Annotated in this window: 16 protein-coding genes; 2 read left to right on the top strand and 14 right to left on the bottom strand. The window is 36.8% G+C overall.

What is annotated here, in order from left to right:
* Window positions 1–77: 77 nt before the first annotated feature.
* The 8 genes from coaE to J5J03_RS20615 form a co-directional block, all read right to left on the bottom strand.
* The gene (gene coaE / locus J5J03_RS20650) at window positions 78–731 is read right to left on the bottom strand and encodes a dephospho-CoA kinase (RefSeq protein WP_208592272.1); all 654 of its coding nucleotides are present in this window, start codon (window positions 729–731) and stop codon (window positions 78–80) included.
* A 115-nt stretch (window positions 732–846) separates the two neighbouring features.
* A complete protein-coding gene (locus J5J03_RS20645; protein WP_208592271.1) occupies window positions 847–1,587 on the bottom strand; it encodes a manganese efflux pump in 741 nt (246 codons plus the stop codon).
* A gap of 68 nt (window positions 1,588–1,655) precedes the next feature.
* Window positions 1,656–2,483 carry a DNA-formamidopyrimidine glycosylase gene (mutM, locus tag J5J03_RS20640; protein WP_208592270.1) on the bottom strand — a complete coding sequence of 276 codons (828 nt, stop codon included), beginning with the start codon at window positions 2,481–2,483 and terminating at the stop codon, window positions 1,656–1,658.
* Window positions 2,484–2,496: 13 nt separating this feature from the next.
* Window positions 2,497–5,136: a DNA polymerase I gene (polA, locus tag J5J03_RS20635; protein ID WP_208592269.1), complete on the bottom strand. Its 2,640-nt coding sequence runs from the start codon at window positions 5,134–5,136 to the stop codon at window positions 2,497–2,499.
* 789 nt (window positions 5,137–5,925) lie between these two features.
* Window positions 5,926–6,858: a protease modulator HflC gene (gene hflC / locus J5J03_RS20630; protein WP_208592268.1), complete on the bottom strand. Its 933-nt coding sequence runs from the start codon at window positions 6,856–6,858 to the stop codon at window positions 5,926–5,928.
* Window positions 6,842–7,849 (bottom strand): FtsH protease activity modulator HflK, encoded by a 1,008-nt coding sequence (gene hflK / locus J5J03_RS20625; protein WP_208592267.1) that lies wholly within the window; start codon window positions 7,847–7,849, stop codon window positions 6,842–6,844. The genes hflC and hflK overlap by 17 nt, the downstream gene beginning before the upstream one ends.
* A gap of 159 nt (window positions 7,850–8,008) precedes the next feature.
* On the bottom strand, window positions 8,009–9,388 hold the full coding sequence (pnpS, locus tag J5J03_RS20620) for a two-component system histidine kinase PnpS (RefSeq protein ID WP_208592266.1): 1,380 nt from the start codon (window positions 9,386–9,388) through the stop codon (window positions 8,009–8,011).
* Window positions 9,388–10,083 carry a response regulator transcription factor gene (locus J5J03_RS20615; protein ID WP_208592265.1) on the bottom strand — a complete coding sequence of 232 codons (696 nt, stop codon included), beginning with the start codon at window positions 10,081–10,083 and terminating at the stop codon, window positions 9,388–9,390. The genes pnpS and J5J03_RS20615 overlap by 1 nt, the downstream gene beginning before the upstream one ends.
* A gap of 263 nt (window positions 10,084–10,346) precedes the next feature.
* On the opposite strand from J5J03_RS20615, the gene J5J03_RS20610 reads away from it, so the two are divergent.
* A complete protein-coding gene (locus tag J5J03_RS20610) occupies window positions 10,347–11,366 on the top strand; it encodes an NADP-dependent oxidoreductase (protein ID WP_208592264.1) in 1,020 nt (339 codons plus the stop codon).
* Window positions 11,367–11,983: 617 nt separating this feature from the next.
* On the opposite strand, the gene icd is transcribed toward J5J03_RS20610, so the two are convergent.
* The 3 genes from icd to J5J03_RS20595 all read right to left on the bottom strand — a co-directional run bounded on the left by icd (window position 11,984) and on the right by J5J03_RS20595 (window position 15,070).
* Entirely contained in the window at window positions 11,984–13,249 is a 1,266-nt protein-coding gene (gene icd / locus J5J03_RS20605; protein WP_208592263.1) for an NADP-dependent isocitrate dehydrogenase, read from the bottom strand.
* A gap of 55 nt (window positions 13,250–13,304) precedes the next feature.
* Window positions 13,305–14,420, bottom strand: coding sequence for a citrate synthase (gene citZ, locus J5J03_RS20600; protein WP_208592262.1), 1,116 nt, complete (start codon window positions 14,418–14,420; stop codon window positions 13,305–13,307).
* A 179-nt stretch (window positions 14,421–14,599) separates the two neighbouring features.
* Window positions 14,600–15,070: a DUF441 domain-containing protein gene (locus J5J03_RS20595; protein ID WP_208592261.1), complete on the bottom strand. Its 471-nt coding sequence runs from the start codon at window positions 15,068–15,070 to the stop codon at window positions 14,600–14,602.
* A gap of 95 nt (window positions 15,071–15,165) precedes the next feature.
* Here J5J03_RS20595 and ytvI point away from each other — a divergent pair, with 95 nt between their 5' ends.
* Window positions 15,166–16,290, top strand: coding sequence for a sporulation integral membrane protein YtvI (gene ytvI, locus J5J03_RS20590; RefSeq protein WP_208592260.1), 1,125 nt, complete (start codon window positions 15,166–15,168; stop codon window positions 16,288–16,290).
* Here the strand turns inward: ytvI and J5J03_RS20585 are convergent.
* From J5J03_RS20585 to pfkA, 3 genes are all read right to left on the bottom strand, one after another.
* The gene (locus J5J03_RS20585; protein ID WP_208592259.1) at window positions 16,271–16,663 is read right to left on the bottom strand and encodes an FxsA family protein; all 393 of its coding nucleotides are present in this window, start codon (window positions 16,661–16,663) and stop codon (window positions 16,271–16,273) included. The two genes, ytvI and J5J03_RS20585, sit on opposite strands and share 20 nt — an antisense overlap.
* A 267-nt stretch (window positions 16,664–16,930) precedes the next feature.
* Window positions 16,931–18,691 carry a pyruvate kinase gene (gene pyk, locus J5J03_RS20580; protein WP_208592258.1) on the bottom strand — a complete coding sequence of 587 codons (1,761 nt, stop codon included), beginning with the start codon at window positions 18,689–18,691 and terminating at the stop codon, window positions 16,931–16,933.
* 58 nt (window positions 18,692–18,749) lie between these two features.
* Complete coding sequence (gene pfkA, locus J5J03_RS20575; protein WP_208592257.1) at window positions 18,750–19,709, bottom strand: 6-phosphofructokinase; 960 nt, start codon at window positions 19,707–19,709, stop codon at window positions 18,750–18,752.
* Window positions 19,710–19,850: the final 141 nt, after the last annotated feature.

Below are 19,850 nucleotides of genomic sequence, written 5' to 3'. Positions count from 1 at the left end.
TTAATGATTTAGCTGCAAAAAGATTATATCTACTTTTGTCGACTTTGACAAGACAAATTTAGTTGTCTTTGTATTTTTTACAATAGTAAATCGGCTAATCCCCATTTTTCAAAGATGTTTATTAATTGATTTTCTGACTCTTCTATAGAGCCACTATTATCAATAATCGCATCAGCAAGTTCCCGTTTTTTTTCCATATTCATTTGACTGTTCATCCGATCTCTCGCTTCTTTCTCAGTCAGCTGGTTTCGTTCGATAAGACGCTGTAGTTGCACATCCTCTGTTGTATAAACTACTATCGTTTTCTCGACTAAATATGTAAGCTTATTTTCAAATAATAGCGGGATATCCATTACTATCGACTGGTTTCCCTGTTGAAGCAGCTCTTCTTTTTTGGAAAGCATTCTTTTTCGAACAGCAGGATGGACAATAGCATTTAATTGTTCTCTCTTGCTCAGATCCTGAAATATGATCGATCCAAGCAACTTACGATCTAGCGTACCATCTTCGAGTAAGATTTCTTCACCAAATGTTGCTACTATTTCTTCTAAGGCTTGTTCTCCCGGTTCTACTACTTCACGCGAAACGATATCAGCATCAATAACGGGAATCTGATATTTTTCCTGTATCATTTTACTAATAGTTGACTTCCCTGTTGCTATATTACCTGTTAATCCAATAATCAATTCTTTCACCCTTTTTTTACTGACACCTTGTCCAACTTTATCCATCAAAAGGGTTAAGATAGCTAGTGCACTAGGATATACGCACTTTCATTTCAGTTTCGTATATCCCAGTTGCAGAATAAAACTAAAAACCCTTTTCATATGGAATGGTGTGTCTTTTTTAAACGACCATTTTCCATATCCCAATAATAATAAGTAGGCATCCTGGGATAAACGACATTTTCTTTAAACCTTTAATATTTGCACAATATTTACCAACATTCACACCTAACAACAAAAAGACAATAGTTATGAAGAAGACATATAGTGGTGTAAAAATCGGGGAAGCTCCCAGCATATAAATCCCGATTCCAGCACCAAATGAGTCTAAGGATAAGGCGATTCCAATTAAAATTGGTTCCACACCATTAATCTTTCCAGAACGATCAATGTCAGCTTCCATTGGCTTCTTTAGAATTTTAATTAGAAATGCGCAAACGTAGCGACTGGAGCGAATCAACTGATTTAAAGGAATCACGGTGAATTTACGAATCGATAATGACCTCTCATAGGGTGATTCACTAAGTCGACTAGTTTCTATGAGACCGGAGCTAGACAGATATCCACTTTCTTTTCTGCTTAGAAAAGAGGGTGCTTTCTTCTTTTTTTCCTGAAATAGTGAAGTTAATAAGACAACACCTACGAGCGCCAAAATAAATCCTCCAACTATTTCTGTGGAACGCATCGAGATGACAGAAGATAAGATCGAACCTGATAGCATTGATATGGTAAAGGTTATCCCGACCGTTGCCGAAATTAACAGCAACGCTCTAACAGGTAACGTCAATCCTCTTAATCCGTACGTAAATGCTACTAAAAAGCTATCAATGCTAATTGCTATTATAAGAATGGTTAACATCATCTTCTTTCATTACTCCTTCATACGTCGTTTCTGTATTATATGGAGTAAGGAAAGAAGATGTGAGAAAGCTAAATCGGCTGACACGTTGGACAATAGTGTGTCCCACGGCCATTTACTTTTATTTTCATAATGGTATCTTCACATTTACTACACGGCTTTTCATTTTGCGCGTACACGTTTAACTTTTGTTGAAACATGCCAATTTGCCCTTGAGAGTTGACATACGAACGAATCGTTGTTCCGCCTTGTTTTACAGCATCCTCTAATGTCAGAACAGCTGCTTGTTTAATTTTAATGATTTGTTCATTTGTTAGACTTATACCTTTGGTTAATGGGTGAATTCCTGCTAAAAACAAGGTTTCATCTACATAAATATTACCTAAACCTGCAATAACCGATTGATCTAATAATATATTTTTAATATTACGCTCACTCTTTTGCACTTTCTCTTGAAATACTTGCAAGGAAAAATCAGCTTCTAGTGGGTCTTTTGCTAACAAAACAAGTGGTTTCTTTCCTATTTCCGTTCCTTTTTCCTGCAAATGCATCGTTCCAAATTTACGAACGTCCTGGTAGCGTAGATCTGTTCCATCTGTAAAACGGAAAATAACGTGTGTATGTGGCACAACTTCTTCTTTACGATCATGCACACCATATTTCCCTTCCATTCTTAAATGAGATACTAAGACATATTCGTCCAAATCAAACAATAAAAATTTACCTTTCCTGCGAATATCATAGATCGTTTGTTTCTGGATTAATGCCATAAATTGCTCGACATCATCTGGCTCTTGAATGATTTTCGGCCAAAATACATCAACGGATTGAATGGTTTTGCCTATTACTAATTGTTTTAAGGTCTGTCTAATCGTTTCTACTTCAGGTAATTCCGGCATTTTCTATAACTCCTTACTTCGCATCATACCAAGTGTCTCCCTGTTCAACATCCACCTTCAAAGGGACACTTAGTTCAATCGCATTTTCCATGACATCCACAACAAGCTCGGATATCGCTCTTAATTCTTCTTCGGGTACTTCCAGAATCAATTCATCGTGTACTTGTAATAACAATTTTGCTTGGTAGTTTTCTTTTTTGAGCTGCTGATCTAACTCAATCATTGCTAACTTGATAATATCAGCGGCACTTCCTTGAATTGGGGTATTCATGGCTGTTCGCTCTGCAAAACTTCGCTGATTAAAGTTTCTACTCGTAATGTCAGGCAAATACCTTCTTCTGTTCATAATCGTTGTTACATAACCATGTTGCTTTGCTTCTTGGACAATTTCATCCATGTATTCTTTTACACCTGGGTAGCTTTCCAAATAACGGTTAATAAACGATTTTGCTTCTTTTCTTGTAATCCCTAGACTTTGTGATAGCCCATAATCACTTATACCATAAACAATACCGAAGTTTACCGCCTTTGCTTGACGCCGCATATTGGAAGTGACTTCCTCTTCTGTCACATGGAATACATCCATCGCGGTTTGGGTATGAATATCCTTATCCTGTTTAAACGCATCCTGTAATCTTTCGTCCTTAGCAATATGTGCTAGCACTCGTAATTCAATTTGCGAGTAGTCTGCTGCAATCATCTTCCAACCTGCAGTAGATGGAATAAATGCTTGACGGATTTTACGACCTTCCTCAATTCTGATTGGGATATTCTGCAAGTTAGGATCAATTGAACTTAGTCTTCCAGTCTGTGTTAGTGCCTGATTGAAACGAGTATGAATTTTACTAGTGTCTTCATGAATTACTTTTAATAACCCTGCGATGTACGTAGAGTCTATTTTTTTCAATTGACGGTATAATAAGAGCTTGTCAATAATCGCATGTTTTCCTTGTAATTGCTCTAATACATCAGCGGCTGTAGAATATCCCGTCTTTGTTTTCTTAATCACAGGTAATTCTAATTTTTCAAAAAGAATCGGACCAAGTTGTTTTGGTGAGTTTATATTAAATGCTTCCCCTGCTAACTCGTAAATTTCTTTTTCTAAAGTAGCGAGGCTTGCTTTTAATTCTTCACCCATATCAATGAGACGCTGTTTGTCCACCTTTACACCAGTTGCTTCCATTTCACCTAAGACAAGCGCAAGTGGTAACTCCAAATCAATGAGCAATGCCAATTGCTTATTCTCTTTTAATGCATGTTCCATCTGTTCTTTCAGTTGATAAATCATATTCGTTTTCCGGACAATATGCTCTTCCCATTGCTTGCTTTCTTCAGGTAAACCTTTCTTTGCTCCTTTACCATAGACCTCTTCATCAAACAATACGTTTTTTTGACCAAATCGATGACTTATCGCAGGAATGTCATGATTATTTTCAGATGGATTAATTAAATAGGATGCTAACAGGGTATCAAAGGCAATACCTTTGATTGAAATCGATAATCGATTTAATAGAACGGTAATTTTCTTAGCATCAAACACATATTTCTTCTGGGCTTCATCTTCTGCCCATTCTTTGAACACTTTTGAATTTTCAAGTATAGAAATCGGAATAAAATACTTGCCATTGTCGTTCACCAATGAAGCACCAATCATCTTCTCAGCATGATAATTTTCATCTAATATTTCTATTTCAAATGCATCATACCCTGTAAATATATCCTTTTTAATTTCTGTCAGATTTTCATATGTAATATCTTCTAATGCTTCTGACTGATCAGCCTCTTCCACATCCCCGTCTATCCGATTTAATAATGACTGGAAGCCTAAGTCTAGAAAGATTTCTTTTACCTTTTGATCGACGTATCCTTCGTACACTGTATCATCTGCTACTATTTCGATTGGTGATTGTTGATTTATCGTTACAAGCTCTTTGCTCATAAAAGCTTCTTCTTTATTTGCTTCTAGCTTCTCTTTTAATTTTTTCCCAGATACTGCATCCAAATGTTCATATAAATTTTCCACTGTTTCAAACTGTTTGATTAGTTTGACAGCTGTTTTTTCTCCAACACCTGGAACACCTGGGATATTATCTGATTTATCTCCCATCAATGCTTTCAGGTCAATGATTTGTTTCGGTGTAACTTCCATATCTTCTTTCAATGTTTCTGGTGTATAGGTCATGACATCACTAATACCTTTTTTCGTTAGCTTGACATCGACTTTGTCTGAAACTAGCTGTAGCAAGTCCTTATCACCTGAAATTACTTTAACTTCCCAATCCTTATCTTTTGTCTGATTAGCAATCGTACCAATAATATCATCTGCTTCATAGTTTTCTAGTTGATAATGTTTAATGTTAAAGGCATCTAATAGTTGGCGCAAAACGGGAAACTGTTCACTTAATTCAGAAGGTGTTTTCTCGCGTCCGCCTTTATACTCCTTGTATGTTTTATGGCGGAATGTCGTTTTCCCAGCATCAAACGCAACTAGCATGTGTGTAGGCTGTTCTTCTTCCAAGATTCGTAATAACATGGTGGTGAAGCCATATACCGCATTCGTGTATACGCCTTTATCATTATTTAACAATGGTAATGCAAAAAATGCACGATAGGCGATACTATTGCCGTCAATTAATATTAATTTATTCGTCATTTTACCGATCTCCTTTTTGGTTCAATACATTGCTTATATTTTACCATGATTACAAGTGATAATAAAAATTTTCGTAACTCCTCTTAAACGTCTTACGTCTAGTCCAATTAACTGATGTAAAATAGATATATACAGCGAAGTAATGAAAACACTGTTTGTTCGAAACTAAATGTACAGTCACCTATGAAATAATTTTGACATGTATCGTGATCATAACCGCCACTCCGGCTGCCCACTTCCCTTTCCGTGGGGTTTGCCCTTCAGCTAACTTTTTCGAGCAAAAACCGCTCGAAAAAGTGGGTCTTCAGGCCAAACAGGTCCCACAGGAGTTGAAGTGGGCGGCCTCCGTTAATATTTGCTCCACAACACTAATCCGTAATCAACCAATCGATTTCTCCACCATATGAGCAATAGGGTGCGACTATGCTCAAGAGGGATTTACAGCCGATTAAAACAGAAAAGTTTAGTTCCATGAGTTCAATGCTTTCTATAATCAGTGAACAAAAATAGCGGAGGCAGAATACGGAGACTCCTATGGGAACAGCACGTGCCGAAGACCCCGCAGGAAAGTGACTTTTGCTTTCCGAGGAGACTAAGGCCGTGCCCATGGAAAGCGCAGTATTCTGCTGTAGCGAATGACAACACTTCTCAAAATAACAGATCGGAAGAGAGTAAATCCATGTCCACTTTACTTCGTAGTTTATAAATTTTGTTCATCAATTTAAAATTCACTAAAAATAGGACCAACCCGACTCCACATAAGTGGACACAGGTTGGTCTAAGTATTAATTAATCGATATATCCTAGCAATAAATCAGCATATGGTGATCCTTGTGGGATAATGATAGTCGTTTCGTCACCAATTGTTTCTTTGTATGATTCAAGTGTTCGATATAGCTGATAGAATTCTGCGTCTTGAGAGAATGCTTCGTTATACATTTCGGCAGCTTCCAATTCACCTTCAGCGCGGATTTCTTCTGCTTCAGCATTTGCCTTCGATAACATTTCTGTTACATCACGGTCAGCATTGGCAGTAATTCTGCTTTTTTCCGCTTCCCCTTGGGATAAATATTGCTGAGCTTGTGATTCACGTTCAGAGATCATCCGGTTAAATACAGATTGTTCATTTTCTTCTGGCAAATCCGTCCGTTTGATACGAACATCATCTACCTGAACCCCATAATTATCCCTTTCTAACAGCGTATTAACACGATCCGTAACTCTTTCATTAAGGTCACCTCTTGTGCTTCCTTCATCATTAATAATTTCATCATAATCCATGGATCCAAGTTCGGATCGAATTACTGAAAAGATAAACTCTCCCATTCTTGCTTCTGCACCCATTTCTGTTCGAGCATTTGCAATCATCGAAGCAGGATCCGTAATTTCCCAAATCGCATAATTATCAATAATCATACGTTTCTTATCTAACGTATTGATTTCACGCTCCGTTACATCGTATATTAGCTTTTTCTTAGGCAGTGTTGTAACTGATTGTAATATTGGTATCCTAAATTTCAGGCCTGGTTCATCTTTAATGCTAACCACTTCGCCAAACTGACGAACAACTTTGTATTCTCCTTCTTTGACAACAAACATACTACTCATAAAAACGATTATTAGCACAACTGTTAGTAAAATGGCAAGACCAATCTTGATTAATCTTCTTATTTCTTTCGGTGTCATTTTCTTCATTTCGTAGACATTATTCTGATCTGTCATTATTTTTTTCCTCCTCACTATCCTCAGTGTCACTATCTGATTGATTATTTTCGGAGGAGTCCGTTGCTGGTGGTATTGTGGATGATGTGTTTTCTCCTAACGGTAAATATTTCAATGTATTTCCATCATCGTTCATAATATAAATGTTGGCATCTGGCAAGACTTGATCAAGTGTTTCTAACACTAACCGCTGCCTTGTTATATCAGGATTACTTTCATATGCATCATATAATGCGTTGAATGCTGCTACATTTCCTCTCGCTGTTTCAATTCTTTCAATTTTATCACCTTCAGCTCTTGAGATAATGGCATCCTTTTCCCCCTGAGCTTCCTCGTAAATCTCATTACGATACTTATCTGCTTCATTTTTCTTGGTATTCATCGTTTCTCGTGCATCGGTTACTTTCATAAAAGCCTGACGCACTTCTTCATTAGGCAAATCAACTTCTTGCAGTTTGACATCCTGTATCGCAATTCCAACTTCATAATCTTCCATAAGCGTTACTAATAAGTCCAATACTTCGTTCTCGATTTCTGCTTTCCCGTCTGTAAGTGCATCGTCAATCGTAGAAGATCCAATAATACTTCTTAAAGATGCCGATGTCGCATTATAAAGCACTTGTTGTGGATCATCTGAATTAAATAAGTATTTGCCCGGTTCAATGATTTTCCACTGAACAACTAAATCTGCTTGAAGAATATTCTCATCTCCGGTAATCATTCGAACAACATCAGCATTTTCTTCGTTTTCTGAATCATATCCAAAGTTCAAACTGAAAGTCTCCCTTGATAAGGTTTCTACTGTTTGTATCGGCCAAGGCAATTTAAAGTGCAGACCTGGTTCAGTTGTTCCTTCTTCTGCTTTACCAAATGTAATTAAAACAGCTTGCTCTGATTCATCTACGGTATACCAGCTAGTTGCCGCAAATAAACCTAAGACAACTACAGCTATCACAATCCCGATCCAGCTGTATATTTGTTTTAAAGTCATTCTATTCCCCCCCTTACTTCCTTTGCAACTTTACCATATATTCAGTACATACGTAATATATTACAGAAAGGTTTCATTTTCTTAACAAATAATTTACTTTCACTAAAATCTTATATAAAGTAATAGTAAAAAAGTGATGAAAGAATCTCCTCTATTCCCTCACCACTTTTTCGGTATTTTCACGGTAAAGCACGATCCTTTTCCCATTTCACTTGTTACTGTTATCGTGCCTTGGTGTGCTTCGATAATGTGTTTTACAATGGCTAAGCCTAATCCCGTACCTCCGGTATTACGGCTTCTTGCTCTATCTACACGGTAAAATCTTTCGAAAATACGTTGTCTGGCTTCATCCGGTATGCCTATCCCAGTGTCTTCCACTTCGATTATCACTTCATGATCATTTTCATCAATTCGAAGGAAAATACTTCCTTCTTCAGCAGTGTAATTAATCGCGTTATACATTAAATTTAGTACCACTTGCTGTAAGCGGTCAGGATCACCATGAAAGGAAATGTTTGGTTTTATTTCTTTGGTGAATTCCAGTGATTTTTTACTTGCTTGTTGCTCAATTAACGTCAAACTATTGTGCAACCATTCGTCCACTTCAATGAGTTTGGTTGAAAGCTTCATTTCTTCTTTTTCTATTTTGGACAATTCTAGTAAATCATGTACTAACGATTGTAATCGAGTACTTTCTTTTAAAATGATCGTTAAAAATTGTTCTTTAATTCCGTCGTCTGCCATTTCATCTTCTAATAATGTTTCAGCAAAACCTCGAATTGATGTTATCGGTGTCTTTAATTCATGAGACACATTTGCTACAAAGTCTTTTCGCATTTCTTCGACTCGCTTCAAATCTGTTATATCATGAAAAACAAGGACTGCTCCCTTTAAATCCTTTACATCATTAATAACTGGTGCACCTACTACTTCAAAATAGTGTTTTTCACTATTTATAGTCTTGGTAATATTACCGGTCATTTTTTCTTCATACAAGAAAGTTTCCTGCACTACTTTATGAATCGTCTTATCCTTTAACACGTCATAATATAAGAATCCAATATAGTCAACAGAATTTCTCCCAAACATTTGCATAAATTTGCGGTTGATCAAATGGACGTATCCTCTTTCATCAATTAACATCAAGCCGCTCTCCATGTTATTCATCACTGTTTTCCACTGACTTCCTTGCATTTTTTCTTGAATGGACATTTCTTGTAAATTTCGGGCTAGCACATTAATTGTATTACTCAGCTGTTGTGCTTCTCCATACGGCTTTACATATGTTCGGGCATTATAATTCCCTTTAACAAGTTCATTTGTAACATTAATGGAAGCACGAATTGGACGCACATAGTTTTCAAACATATGATATATTAATATTAATAATATGATAAATCCAATAATTAAAGAAAATAGTACAAAAAATTGTTCTTCCCCAGATGTAAGAGGCAGAATAACAATACCTATTAAAATAAATACAGAAGCAGTCATTAAAATGTAGCGATAAAACAAATTTATTCTTTTTTTGGCGTCCATTAATAAGGCTCCTCCATTTTATAACCGAGCCCTCTAATCGTTTTAATATAGACTGGATGTTTCGTATCCGGTTCAATTTTCTCACGCAAATGGCTAACATGCACATCTACAATTCTTGTATCACCAACAAAATCATAATTCCAAACTGCACTAAGTAATTGGTCACGTGACAATACTTTACCCTTATGTTTAGAAAGATAGTGTAATAGCTCAAATTCTTTGCGAGTAAAGCTTAACTGCTCTCCTTTGATTGTAGCTTCATATTGTTGCGGATAAATAAGTAAGTCAGAAATTTTAATAAACGGCTGGTCTGCCGCCCCTTCTTGTTTTCTTGTTCTTCGTAGGATTGCTTTAATTCTCGCAACTACTTCCTTCGGGCTAAATGGCTTTGTTAAATAGTCGTCAGCACCAAGTTCTAATCCTAATACTTTATCAAATTCGTCATCTTTTGCCGTTAACATTAAAATAGGGGTATCTATTTGCTTCTGTCTCAGCGCTTTGCATACCTCCGTACCTTCCATACCTGGTAACATTAAATCTAAAACAATTAAATCAAATTCTCCTGTAGCCGCTTTATGTAAGCCTTCTACTCCATCGAAAGCAGTATCCGTTTTAAAACCAGATTTTTCAATATTATATTGCAATAAAGTTACAATAGATTGTTCATCATCAACGATTAATACTTTCTCTTCCATTAATAAAGCACCCCATCTTATTTTATCTATATTACCTTAATCATACATGTACGTGTATCTAATGTGAATAGCTTTATACTACAAAAATTCCATTTACATGTAAATTTTTCTTAACATTATTAATTTTATTTTAACAATAAAAGTTAGAATGTCCACTTGTTACTGAAATTAAATAAATATAGTCAACGAGTGAGCATCTAATTTCATACAGCTCTCCTATTTTGTTATGTTGAATAAGTAAGAAATTGACTGGAGGGATGAGAATGAACGAAAAGAATAAACAAATTTTATTAGTAAAACGGCCAAAAGGAACGCCTGATAGTGACTCATTTCAAGTCATAGAATCAGATATAAAACAGCCTGAAAACGGCGAAGTGCTTATTCGTACTTTATATGTTTCTGTTGATCCGTACTTGCGCGGAAGAATGATTGATGCTCCTTCTTATGTAGCTCCTTTTCAACTAAATGAAGTTATAGAAGGTGGAGTAATAGGAGAAGTGCTGGAATCTAAAACAGACCAATTGAACCAAGGGGATATTGTTATCGGTGGATTTGGTTGGCAGACATATTACACCGCAAAAGCAACTGAAGTTAGAAAAATAGATCAAGATATTGCTCCAATATCTACTCATTTAGGAATTTTAGGCATGACTGGGTTAACGGCATACTTTGGATTACTTGATATTGGTAAACCAAAAAAGAACGAAACGGTTGTGATTTCTGGCGCAGCAGGAGCTGTTGGATCTGTAGTTGGACAAATTGCCCGAATCAAAGGTGCACGAGTTGTTGGAATTGCTGGTTCAAATGAGAAGCTTCAATACTTAAAAGAAGAATTGCAATTCGACGAAGCGATTAATTACAAGACAACATCTAATCTTAAGGATGATTTGGCAAGTGCTTGTCCGAATGGAGTAGATGTTTACTTTGATAATGTTGGTGGAGAGATTTCTGATGCAGTACATGCACACTTAAATAAATTCGCACGCATTCCAGTTTGTGGTGCCATATCCAGTTATAATCTTGAAGGCGAGGATGTTGGTCCACGTGTACAAACGACGCTTATTAAGAAAAGTGCTTTCATGCAAGGTTTTACTGTAGGAGATTTTGCCAATCAATTCCCTGATGGTACAGCTGAACTTGCGAAGTGGCTAAATGAAGGGAAATTACAATATCAAGAAACAATCAAAGAAGGCTTTGAAAATATTCCCGACGCATTCCTAGATCTATTCAAAGGCAACAACATCGGGAAACTATTAGTAAAAGTCGCAGATATATCTAATTAATAGCTTTCTTTCAATTGAAATAGGAAAAACTGAGCAAAATTCGCTCAGTCCTTATCACAAAATGCTCAGATTTACGCTTCCTCTAGTGGTATTATGGAATAATATCAACTGCTTGATCACCACTCCGGCTACCCACTTCCCTTTCCGTGGGGTTTGTCCTTCAGCTAACTTTTTTGAGCAAAACCCGCTCAAAAAAGTGGATCTTCAGGTCAAACAATTCCCACAGGAGTTGAAGTGGGCGACCTTCGCTATTATCAGGCTCTACAACGCTAGCATGAAGTAACACAGCTGCTTTTATACTCACGGATAGCGGTCCATTGTAAAAAAAAGTCAACCTATTACTTCTGACAAGAATTGCTGCACCTCCTCATAGCGGAGACTAATTACGGAGACTCCTGCGGGAATAGCGCGAGTCGAAAATCCACTTTGTAAAGTGTTTTTCTTTGCTAAGTTAGTTGAGGCCGTGCCCACGGAAAGCGAAGTAATTAGTCGGAGCGTTGGCTAACACACATAAAATATATCAAAATAACTACTTCGTTAAACATGGTCATTGCGCTGATTATATACTTCCTTACCTTTTAACATAGAAAAAGCACCGATTATCCGGTGCTTTTTTCTTAGTCCATATTTTTGATTAATTCATCAGCAAATTCTGATGTTTTCACTTCTGTTGCACCATCCATTAGGCGTGCGAAATCATATGTTACTACTTTAGAACCGATTGTTTTATCCATAGATTTAAGGATTAACTCACCAGCTTCTCTCCACCCTAGGTGTTCAAGCATTAATACACCAGAAAGAATAACTGAAGATGGGTTGACTTTATCAAGACCAGCATATTTAGGGGCAGTACCGTGCGTAGCTTCAAAAATAGCGTGACCTGATTCATAGTTAATGTTTGCACCAGGCGCAATACCGATACCTCCAACTTGTGCAGCTAGTGCATCTGATACATAGTCACCATTCAAATTCATTGTTGCAACTACATCAAATTCTTTTGGACGAGTAAGAATTTGTTGCAAGAAAATATCCGCAATCGCATCTTTTACGATGATACGACCAGCTGCTTCCGCGTCAGCTTGTGCTTTATCAGCTGCGTCACGGCCTTGTTCTTCAACGATCTTGTCATATTCAGCCCATGTGAATACTTTGTCACCGTATTCTTTTTCGGCTAATTCATAGCCCCAGTTTTTGAAAGCACCTTCTGTAAATTTCATAATGTTACCTTTATGTACTAGCGTAACACTCTTACGTCCTTCATTAATTGCGTAATCAATGGCAGCACGCACAAGACGGCTAGTACCTTCTTTGGATACTGGTTTTACACCTAGTCCAGAAGTTTCAGGGAAACGAATGTTTTCAACACCCATTTCATTTTGAAGGAAGTCGATTACTTTTTTCACTTCGTCAGATCCTTCTTGCCACTCAATACCAGCATAGATGTCCTCTGTGTTTTCACGGAAGATTACCATATCTGTATCTTCAGGACGCTTAACAGGAGATGGTACACCTTCAAACCAGCGAACTGGACGCAAGCAAGTAAATAGATCTAACTTTTGACGTAGTGCTACGTTTAAGGAGCGGATACCTCCACCGATTGGCGTAGTAAGAGGTCCTTTAATTGCAATTTTATAGTCACGAATTACATCAAGTGTTTCTTCTGGTAACCATTCACCTGTTTGGTTATATGCTTTTTCACCAGCAAGAACTTCTTTCCATTCGATACCCTTTTCACCGTTATAAGCTTTTTCAACAGCAGCTTCTAAAACACGGCTAGCAGCAGCCCAAATATCTGGACCAGTTCCGTCCCCTTCGATAAAAGGAATAACTGGTTTATTAGGTGTTTGCACAACACCATTTTCTACAGTAATTTTTTCACCCATAATTCAAATTCCTCCTAGATTCATTAATATTTATATCATTTTCAAAAGAAAATGGTTAACGCTGATTGATATCCACATATACTTGTTTTTGTGGACCTACATATTCTGCACGTGGTCTGATTAAACGGTTGTTTTCATATTGTTCTAAAATATGTGCAATCCAACCCGAGAAACGACTCATCGCAAAAATTGGTGTGTAAAGATCATGTTTAATCCCTAAACTATGGTACACCGAAGCGGAATAGAAATCAACATTGGCAGGCAAGCCTTTTTCCGATTTAATGTATTCTTCAATCTTTTCAGACATTTCATACCATTTTTCCATTCCTTGACGTGCAGTTAGTTCTTTGGACATTTTTTTCAAATGTTTTGCACGTGGGTCGCCCGTCTTGTAAACTCGGTGGCCCATTCCCATGATCTTTTCTTTATTAGCCATTTTTTCTTTTACATATGGAATCGCATTATCGACTTCCCCTATTTCAAGCAGCATTTCCATTACACGCTCATTAGCACCACCATGGAGCGGCCCTTTAAGTGCACTAATTGCAGCAGTAATACCTGAATAAATATCAGATAATGTCGCAACACATACACGTGAAGTGAATGTAGATGCATTTAATTCATGGTCTGCATGAAGCACTAATGCCTTGTTAATCGCTTCTGTTTCTAACTCACTTGGCTCTTTTCCATTCAGCATATAAAGGAAGTTTGCTGCATAGCTTAAGCCTTGTTTTGGTTGTATGATATCCTTTTCATCGCGAATACGAGAAAAAGCAGTTACAACAGAAGCTACCTTTGCTTGCAATCGTACAGCTTTACGTTTGTTTGCCTCATCAGTCATCTCGTCAGCTTCCGGATCATATAATCCAAGTAGCGAAACAGCTGTTCTTAAAGCAGCCATTGGATGAACATTATGTATATCATAAGACTTAAAATGTTCTACTACCCCATCTGGTAGTGTCATATTTTCAGTTAAGTCTTTTTCCAGCTCAGCTAACTCTTCTTTGTTTGGTAGCCTTTTATTCCATAATAAAAAAACAACTTCTTCAAAGCTAGCATTTTCTGCCAAGTCATCAATTGTATAACCGACATATGTGAGCTGGTCATCAATAATGGAACTTACCTTTGACTCTGCTGCTACTACCCCTTCCAGTCCTTTCGTTGTTGACATAACATCCCTCTCCTTTTCTTATCCAAATTGCTTTTATTTCTATCGTCCAAGCGACAAAAATAATGGTGCTTTTGAACATCCCCATGCCTATTATAAACAAACAAAAAAAGATAGTAAATGAAAACGATTAAAATTTATCATATAATCTTGTTTTCTCTCATAGCTTGTATTACCTTTCCTTACTTAAGAAATGGAAGTGCATCAAGCATTCTGATAATAACATATGCAATTCCTGCGCCGATTAACGGACCTACTGCAACACCTTGAAACGCTACAACAGCAATAATAGTACCTATTACTAATGCAGTTGTGATCTCGGGATCATTTGCTAACAATGAAAGTCCATGTCTGGCAACGACTGCTACAAAGATACCAGCAAAAAGAGCGACCCAAGCATGGTATGATTTCACGGTTTGTAATAAATCTTTAAATCCAATCTCGCCTGTTGCAATCGGGATTAACACAGCAACTGTGATAATGATGACACCCCAGCCAATTCCTTTGTCTTGTATGTATGGAAAAAGCTTGTCATCGATTTTTAATAATTTCATGCCAAAAAGTATGTATACAGCTACCATAATAGCCTGATTTTTTGCAATGTATCCTAGCAAAAATAATATGAGTAAAAATATTGTTGAACTACTTAACATAACATGTCCTCCACTGCATTCTAACCAATGCATATCTTATCACAAAGTGCTAAATTTTGAAAAAAATAACCTCTAACTTCAAAGGAGATTTCAATATGCTGAACAAGCAAATGTTATTAAGGACCTTTTACCTGATTGCTATTCTTTCTGCGTTATTATTAACTGTTTATCTGATTATCCAATTTCTATTTCCCTTTTTTTTAGCTTGTATATTTGCCGTTATTTTATATCCCATTATTCAATTGATGCATATTCATTTAAAAATTCCTTATGTTCTCAGCTGTCTATTAGGAATATTAATCGCCATCGTTAGCACGATTATGTCGCTTTTTTTTATTGGTGTAGAATTATTGCAAGGAATTATTTATTTAGCAAAATGGATTCCGGATAATCTCCGCTTTTTACTGGAACAGTCTATGAATCATTTTAATCAATGGATCCAACCACTCATTCAAAAAGCTAATCAATATATCCATAGTCTTCCTGAAGAACAACATACTGTTATTGAAGAACAATTAGCCGAAATAAGTATAAGTATTGCCGATCAAATCGCCTACTTATTAGAAATCATATTGAACTGGCTTGGAAACCAAATATCGAGTTTACCCGGATCTGTAATGATTTTAATCTTTTCTTTCTTGTGTACTTTTTTTATCTGCAAAGACTGGGACAAGTTCTATCAATATGTTTTGAAAAGAGTACCTTTACCATACATCGAAATTACACAAACTGTTTCTAAACAAATACGGACAAAGATCATTCGGTATATAAAAGCGCAATTAATACTGATTTCCATTACTTTCATTATTATCCTGATAGGGTTAAGCTTATTTCAAATCAAACATGCTTTTACAATAGCTCTTCTAATGGCATTAGTAGATCTGTTACCTATATTAGGAACTGGAATCATCTTTGTACCATGGAGTTTATATTTGTTTATGACAGGAGAAACGACTTTGGCAATCTGCTTATTTTCACTTTATTTGTTCGTTATTCTACAAAGACAACTATTGGAGCCAAAAATCGTTTCCAATGCTTTGGGGATTCATCCAATCTTAACTATTATAACCATTTACTTAGGTTTTCAACTATTTGGTGTGAAAGGAATTTGGCTAGGACCTGCTATCCTATTTATCGGAAAAGCATGTAGTGAAGCCAAGCTGTTCCATATACTTTGGCAATACATTAAGCATAATCGAATTAGCGTCGATAAATCGTAAATCTCCCACTATCCATCCATTTACGTGCGATGTTTTGAAACATATTTCTAAACGGTCTTCTCGTAAAAGGAATTAATAGACAAAAACCGATAGCATCTGTTATAAATCCTGGGGTTAACAGTACGATGCCACCAATCAAAATACAAATACCGTCAAAAACCGTCTCTTGCGGTGCATATCCCATGCTCATGGATTCTCGTGCCTTTCGTAATGTTTCTAAACCTTGTTGCTTAGCTAACCAAGCACCCAACACTCCTGTGAATATAATCAATACAATAAGCCACCATGGCCCTATATAGCCACCAGCCCAAACAAAAATACCAATTTCTAAAGCCGGGACTACCAAAATAAATAAAAGTAACAAACGAAACATAATATCACCCTTTTCCAATTAGACAAACTTAGTGAATGAACTGAAGCAAATGAGATAAAGGAATCACGAAGATAAGCGAACCGATATTGTAGCACGTTTAGGGAAGTCGCCTAGTTTTTGGGGATTAGAGCTAGACATCTTCTACTTATCAAGAAAATTTGGCTTACCGACATGTACACAAAATCTCGTTTTCTTATACTAACATTCTTCATCTCTCGAAGTGTAAAAATAGAGAAGAAGGCAGCCTTCTTCTCTATTGGTTCACTTTTATAATACACTAGCATGACCAGCGTAAATATCACCTTTTTGAGCATCAATCGTAATGTCTTGTCCGTCATTAATTAATTCAATCGCTCTTTCTACCCCAACGATAACCGGAATACCTAAGCTTAGACCAACAACTGCTGCATGAGAAGTCAATCCGCCTTCTTCTGTAATAATTCCACTGGCTTTTTCGATCGATGGCATCATGTCTTTATCTGTACCATAAGTGATAATAACATCATCTTGCTTTACTTTTAACTTGGCTTCTTCTGCATCTTTACAAATTACAGCGCGCCCGTAAGTACTACCTTTACCAACACCTTGTCCTTTAGCCAATACATCTCCAATTACATGGATTTTCAGCAAATTAGTTGTACCACTTTCACCAACCGGAACACCTGCAGTAATGATGACACGGTCGCCACGTTTGAAATGATTAGTTTTCAATCCTTGTTCAATTGCTTCTTCCAACACGTCATCTGTAGTATGTGCTAGTGTACCAACAATTGTTTCAACACCCCATACTAACGCTAACCTTCTGCTTACTTGTTCATCAAAAGTTACGGCAATAATAGGTGATTCCGGACGATATTTCGAGATCATTCGAGCTGTAAAGCCACTAACCGTTGGTGTTAAAATGGCATCAACATTTAGGTTCATCGCTGAATGATTAACAGATTGACTAATCGCATCGGTAATGGTTAAATCAGACGCTTTGGAGCGAAGGTCTAGCATTGCTTTATGATCAATCGCTGTTTCTGCTTTCTTCGCAATATTACTCATTGTTTCTACCGCTTCGATTGGATAGTCACCAGCAGCAGTCTCACCTGAAAGCATAATTGCGTCTGTTCCATCTAAAATCGCATTGGCAACGTCTGAAGCTTCAGCTCTTGTTGGTCTTGGATTACGCTGCATAGAATCAAGCATCTGAGTTGCTGTAATAACTGGTTTACCAGCATTGTTACATTTATAGATCATTTCTTTTTGAACAAGTGGAACTTGCTCTGGTGGAATTTCAACACCTAAGTCACCACGTGCAACCATTAAACCATCACTTACTTGGAGAATGGCATCTAAGTTATCGACACCCTCCTGGTTCTCTATTTTAGGAATAATTTGAATATGTGTTGCATTATGTTCTTCCAATAATCCTCTAATTTCCAACACATCTGATGCGCGACGAACAAAAGAAGCGGCAATAAAATCAACGCCTTGCTCAATTCCAAATTTAATATCTGCTGCATCTTTATCTGTGATACCTGGTAGGTTTACACTTACGTTCGGAACGTTAACACCTTTCTTATTTTTAAGTAATCCAGAGTTTAGTGCTACTGTTTTTAATTCATTTCTATCTTTAAGGATTTCTGTAACTTCTAGAGCTATTAATCCATCATCTAATAGTAATTTAGATCCGACTTCGACATCATGAATTAGTTGCGGGTAAGTTACTGAAATACGTTCTTCATTTCCTTCAATATCATCCATTGAAACATACACGGTATTTCCTTTAACAATATCAGCTTTTCCATCTTTCAAAGTTCCTGTACGAATTTCAGGACCTTTCGTATCTAATAAAATGGCAACTGTTTTCCCTAATTTTTTTGCAGCACTACGGATATTTTTAATTCTTGCTCCATGCTCATCAAAATCTCCATGAGAGAAATTTAAACGGGCAACATTCATCCCTGCCTCAATCAATTGTTCTAACTTTTCTTCTGCCTCTGATGCTGGTCCAATCGTACAAACGATTTTAGTTCTTCTCATTTTGCTTCCTCCTTCAATCTCTAAACCCTATTATGACTAAACGTTTCGATATAGTAAATTAAATAGACAGTTGATTAGCTAATTTATACATATTCATGTTAACAGCATGTTTTTTAGTTAAAACATCTGATATATCATGATCAACTACAATGTTATTTTCAACACCAACCATACGACCACCGATTCCGTCCATTAATAGGTCGACAGCTTTTGCTCCTAAACGGCTTGCTAATACACGATCATATCCTGAAGGTGAACCACCACGTTGAATATGGCCTAGTACTGTTACACGTGTGTCCATATTTGTTTCTTCTTCAATGCGTTTTCCATAATCAACCCCACTGCCAACACCTTCAGCCAGAATGATAATACTATGTTTTTTACCTCGTTCCTGACCACGCTTCAACTTACCTACAACGCTTTCGAAGCTTTCTTCTTGTTCTGGAATGATGACACTTTCCGCACCATTTGCAAGACCTGCCCATAACGCTAAATCACCAGCATCTCTTCCCATTACTTCAATTACATATGTACGTTCGTGTGAGGTAGCTGTATCTCGAATTTTATCCACTGCATTAACGATAGTATTTAAAGCTGTGTCAAATCCAATAGTATAATCAGTACCTGGAATATCATTATCAATAGTACCTGGAACACCAATACATGGAAAACCTTTTTGAGTCAATTTTTCTGCACCACGAAATGACCCATCTCCACCAATAACAATGAGTCCTTCTATTCCAATTTTTCTCATTTGTTCGATTGCTTTTTGCTGCCCTGCATCTGTCTTGAATTCTTCTGAACGAGCAGAGTATAGAATCGTTCCACCTCGTTGAATAATATCCCCAACAGAACCTAGTTCCATTTTCTTAATATTACCTTCCATAAGACCTTCATATCCATTATAAACGCCATAAACTTCTAATTCATGGTAGATTGCTTTACGAACAACCGCACGAACCGCTGCATTCATTCCCGGTGCATCTCCACCACTTGTTAATACACCAATTTTTTTCAAATAAATCACCTCATTAACAAAATAAATTGTCCTACAACATTTCTCTCCATCTTTTTTGTCTTTTAAACTATATAGGAATTCCACCTAAGATTATACATGAAATAAAAACGAAACTCACCCCTAAACATTATAATTTTAGCG

This window comes from Gracilibacillus suaedae, from assembly GCF_017599345.1.
GTDB classification, from domain to species: Bacteria; Bacillota; Bacilli; order Bacillales; family Amphibacillaceae; genus Gracilibacillus; species Gracilibacillus suaedae.
Note: the sequence above shows the minus strand (reverse complement) of the source record. Positions and strands in the feature narration are given on the sequence as shown.

What these genes read in the sequence shown, in the direction of transcription:
- coaE (WP_208592272.1), bottom strand. Translation starts at nt 731, where the DNA reads ATGGATAAAGTTGGACAAGGTGTCAGTAAAAAAAGGGTGAAAGAATTG.
- J5J03_RS20645 (WP_208592271.1), bottom strand. Translation starts at nt 1,587, where the DNA reads ATGATGTTAACCATTCTTATAATAGCAATTAGCATTGATAGCTTTTTA.
- mutM (WP_208592270.1), bottom strand. Translation starts at nt 2,483, where the DNA reads ATGCCGGAATTACCTGAAGTAGAAACGATTAGACAGACCTTAAAACAA.
- polA (WP_208592269.1), bottom strand. Translation starts at nt 5,136, where the DNA reads ATGACGAATAAATTAATATTAATTGACGGCAATAGTATCGCCTATCGT.
- hflC (WP_208592268.1), bottom strand. Translation starts at nt 6,858, where the DNA reads ATGACAGATCAGAATAATGTCTACGAAATGAAGAAAATGACACCGAAA.
- hflK (WP_208592267.1), bottom strand. Translation starts at nt 7,849, where the DNA reads ATGACTTTAAAACAAATATACAGCTGGATCGGGATTGTGATAGCTGTA.
- pnpS (WP_208592266.1), bottom strand. Translation starts at nt 9,388, where the DNA reads ATGGACGCCAAAAAAAGAATAAATTTGTTTTATCGCTACATTTTAATG.
- J5J03_RS20615 (WP_208592265.1), bottom strand. Translation starts at nt 10,083, where the DNA reads ATGGAAGAGAAAGTATTAATCGTTGATGATGAACAATCTATTGTAACT.
- J5J03_RS20610 (WP_208592264.1), top strand. Translation starts at nt 10,347, where the DNA reads ATGAACGAAAAGAATAAACAAATTTTATTAGTAAAACGGCCAAAAGGA.
- icd (WP_208592263.1), bottom strand. Translation starts at nt 13,249, where the DNA reads ATGGGTGAAAAAATTACTGTAGAAAATGGTGTTGTGCAAACACCTAAT.
- citZ (WP_208592262.1), bottom strand. Translation starts at nt 14,420, where the DNA reads ATGTCAACAACGAAAGGACTGGAAGGGGTAGTAGCAGCAGAGTCAAAG.
- J5J03_RS20595 (WP_208592261.1), bottom strand. Translation starts at nt 15,070, where the DNA reads ATGTTAAGTAGTTCAACAATATTTTTACTCATATTATTTTTGCTAGGA.
- ytvI (WP_208592260.1), top strand. Translation starts at nt 15,166, where the DNA reads ATGCTGAACAAGCAAATGTTATTAAGGACCTTTTACCTGATTGCTATT.
- J5J03_RS20585 (WP_208592259.1), bottom strand. Translation starts at nt 16,663, where the DNA reads ATGTTTCGTTTGTTACTTTTATTTATTTTGGTAGTCCCGGCTTTAGAA.
- pyk (WP_208592258.1), bottom strand. Translation starts at nt 18,691, where the DNA reads ATGAGAAGAACTAAAATCGTTTGTACGATTGGACCAGCATCAGAGGCA.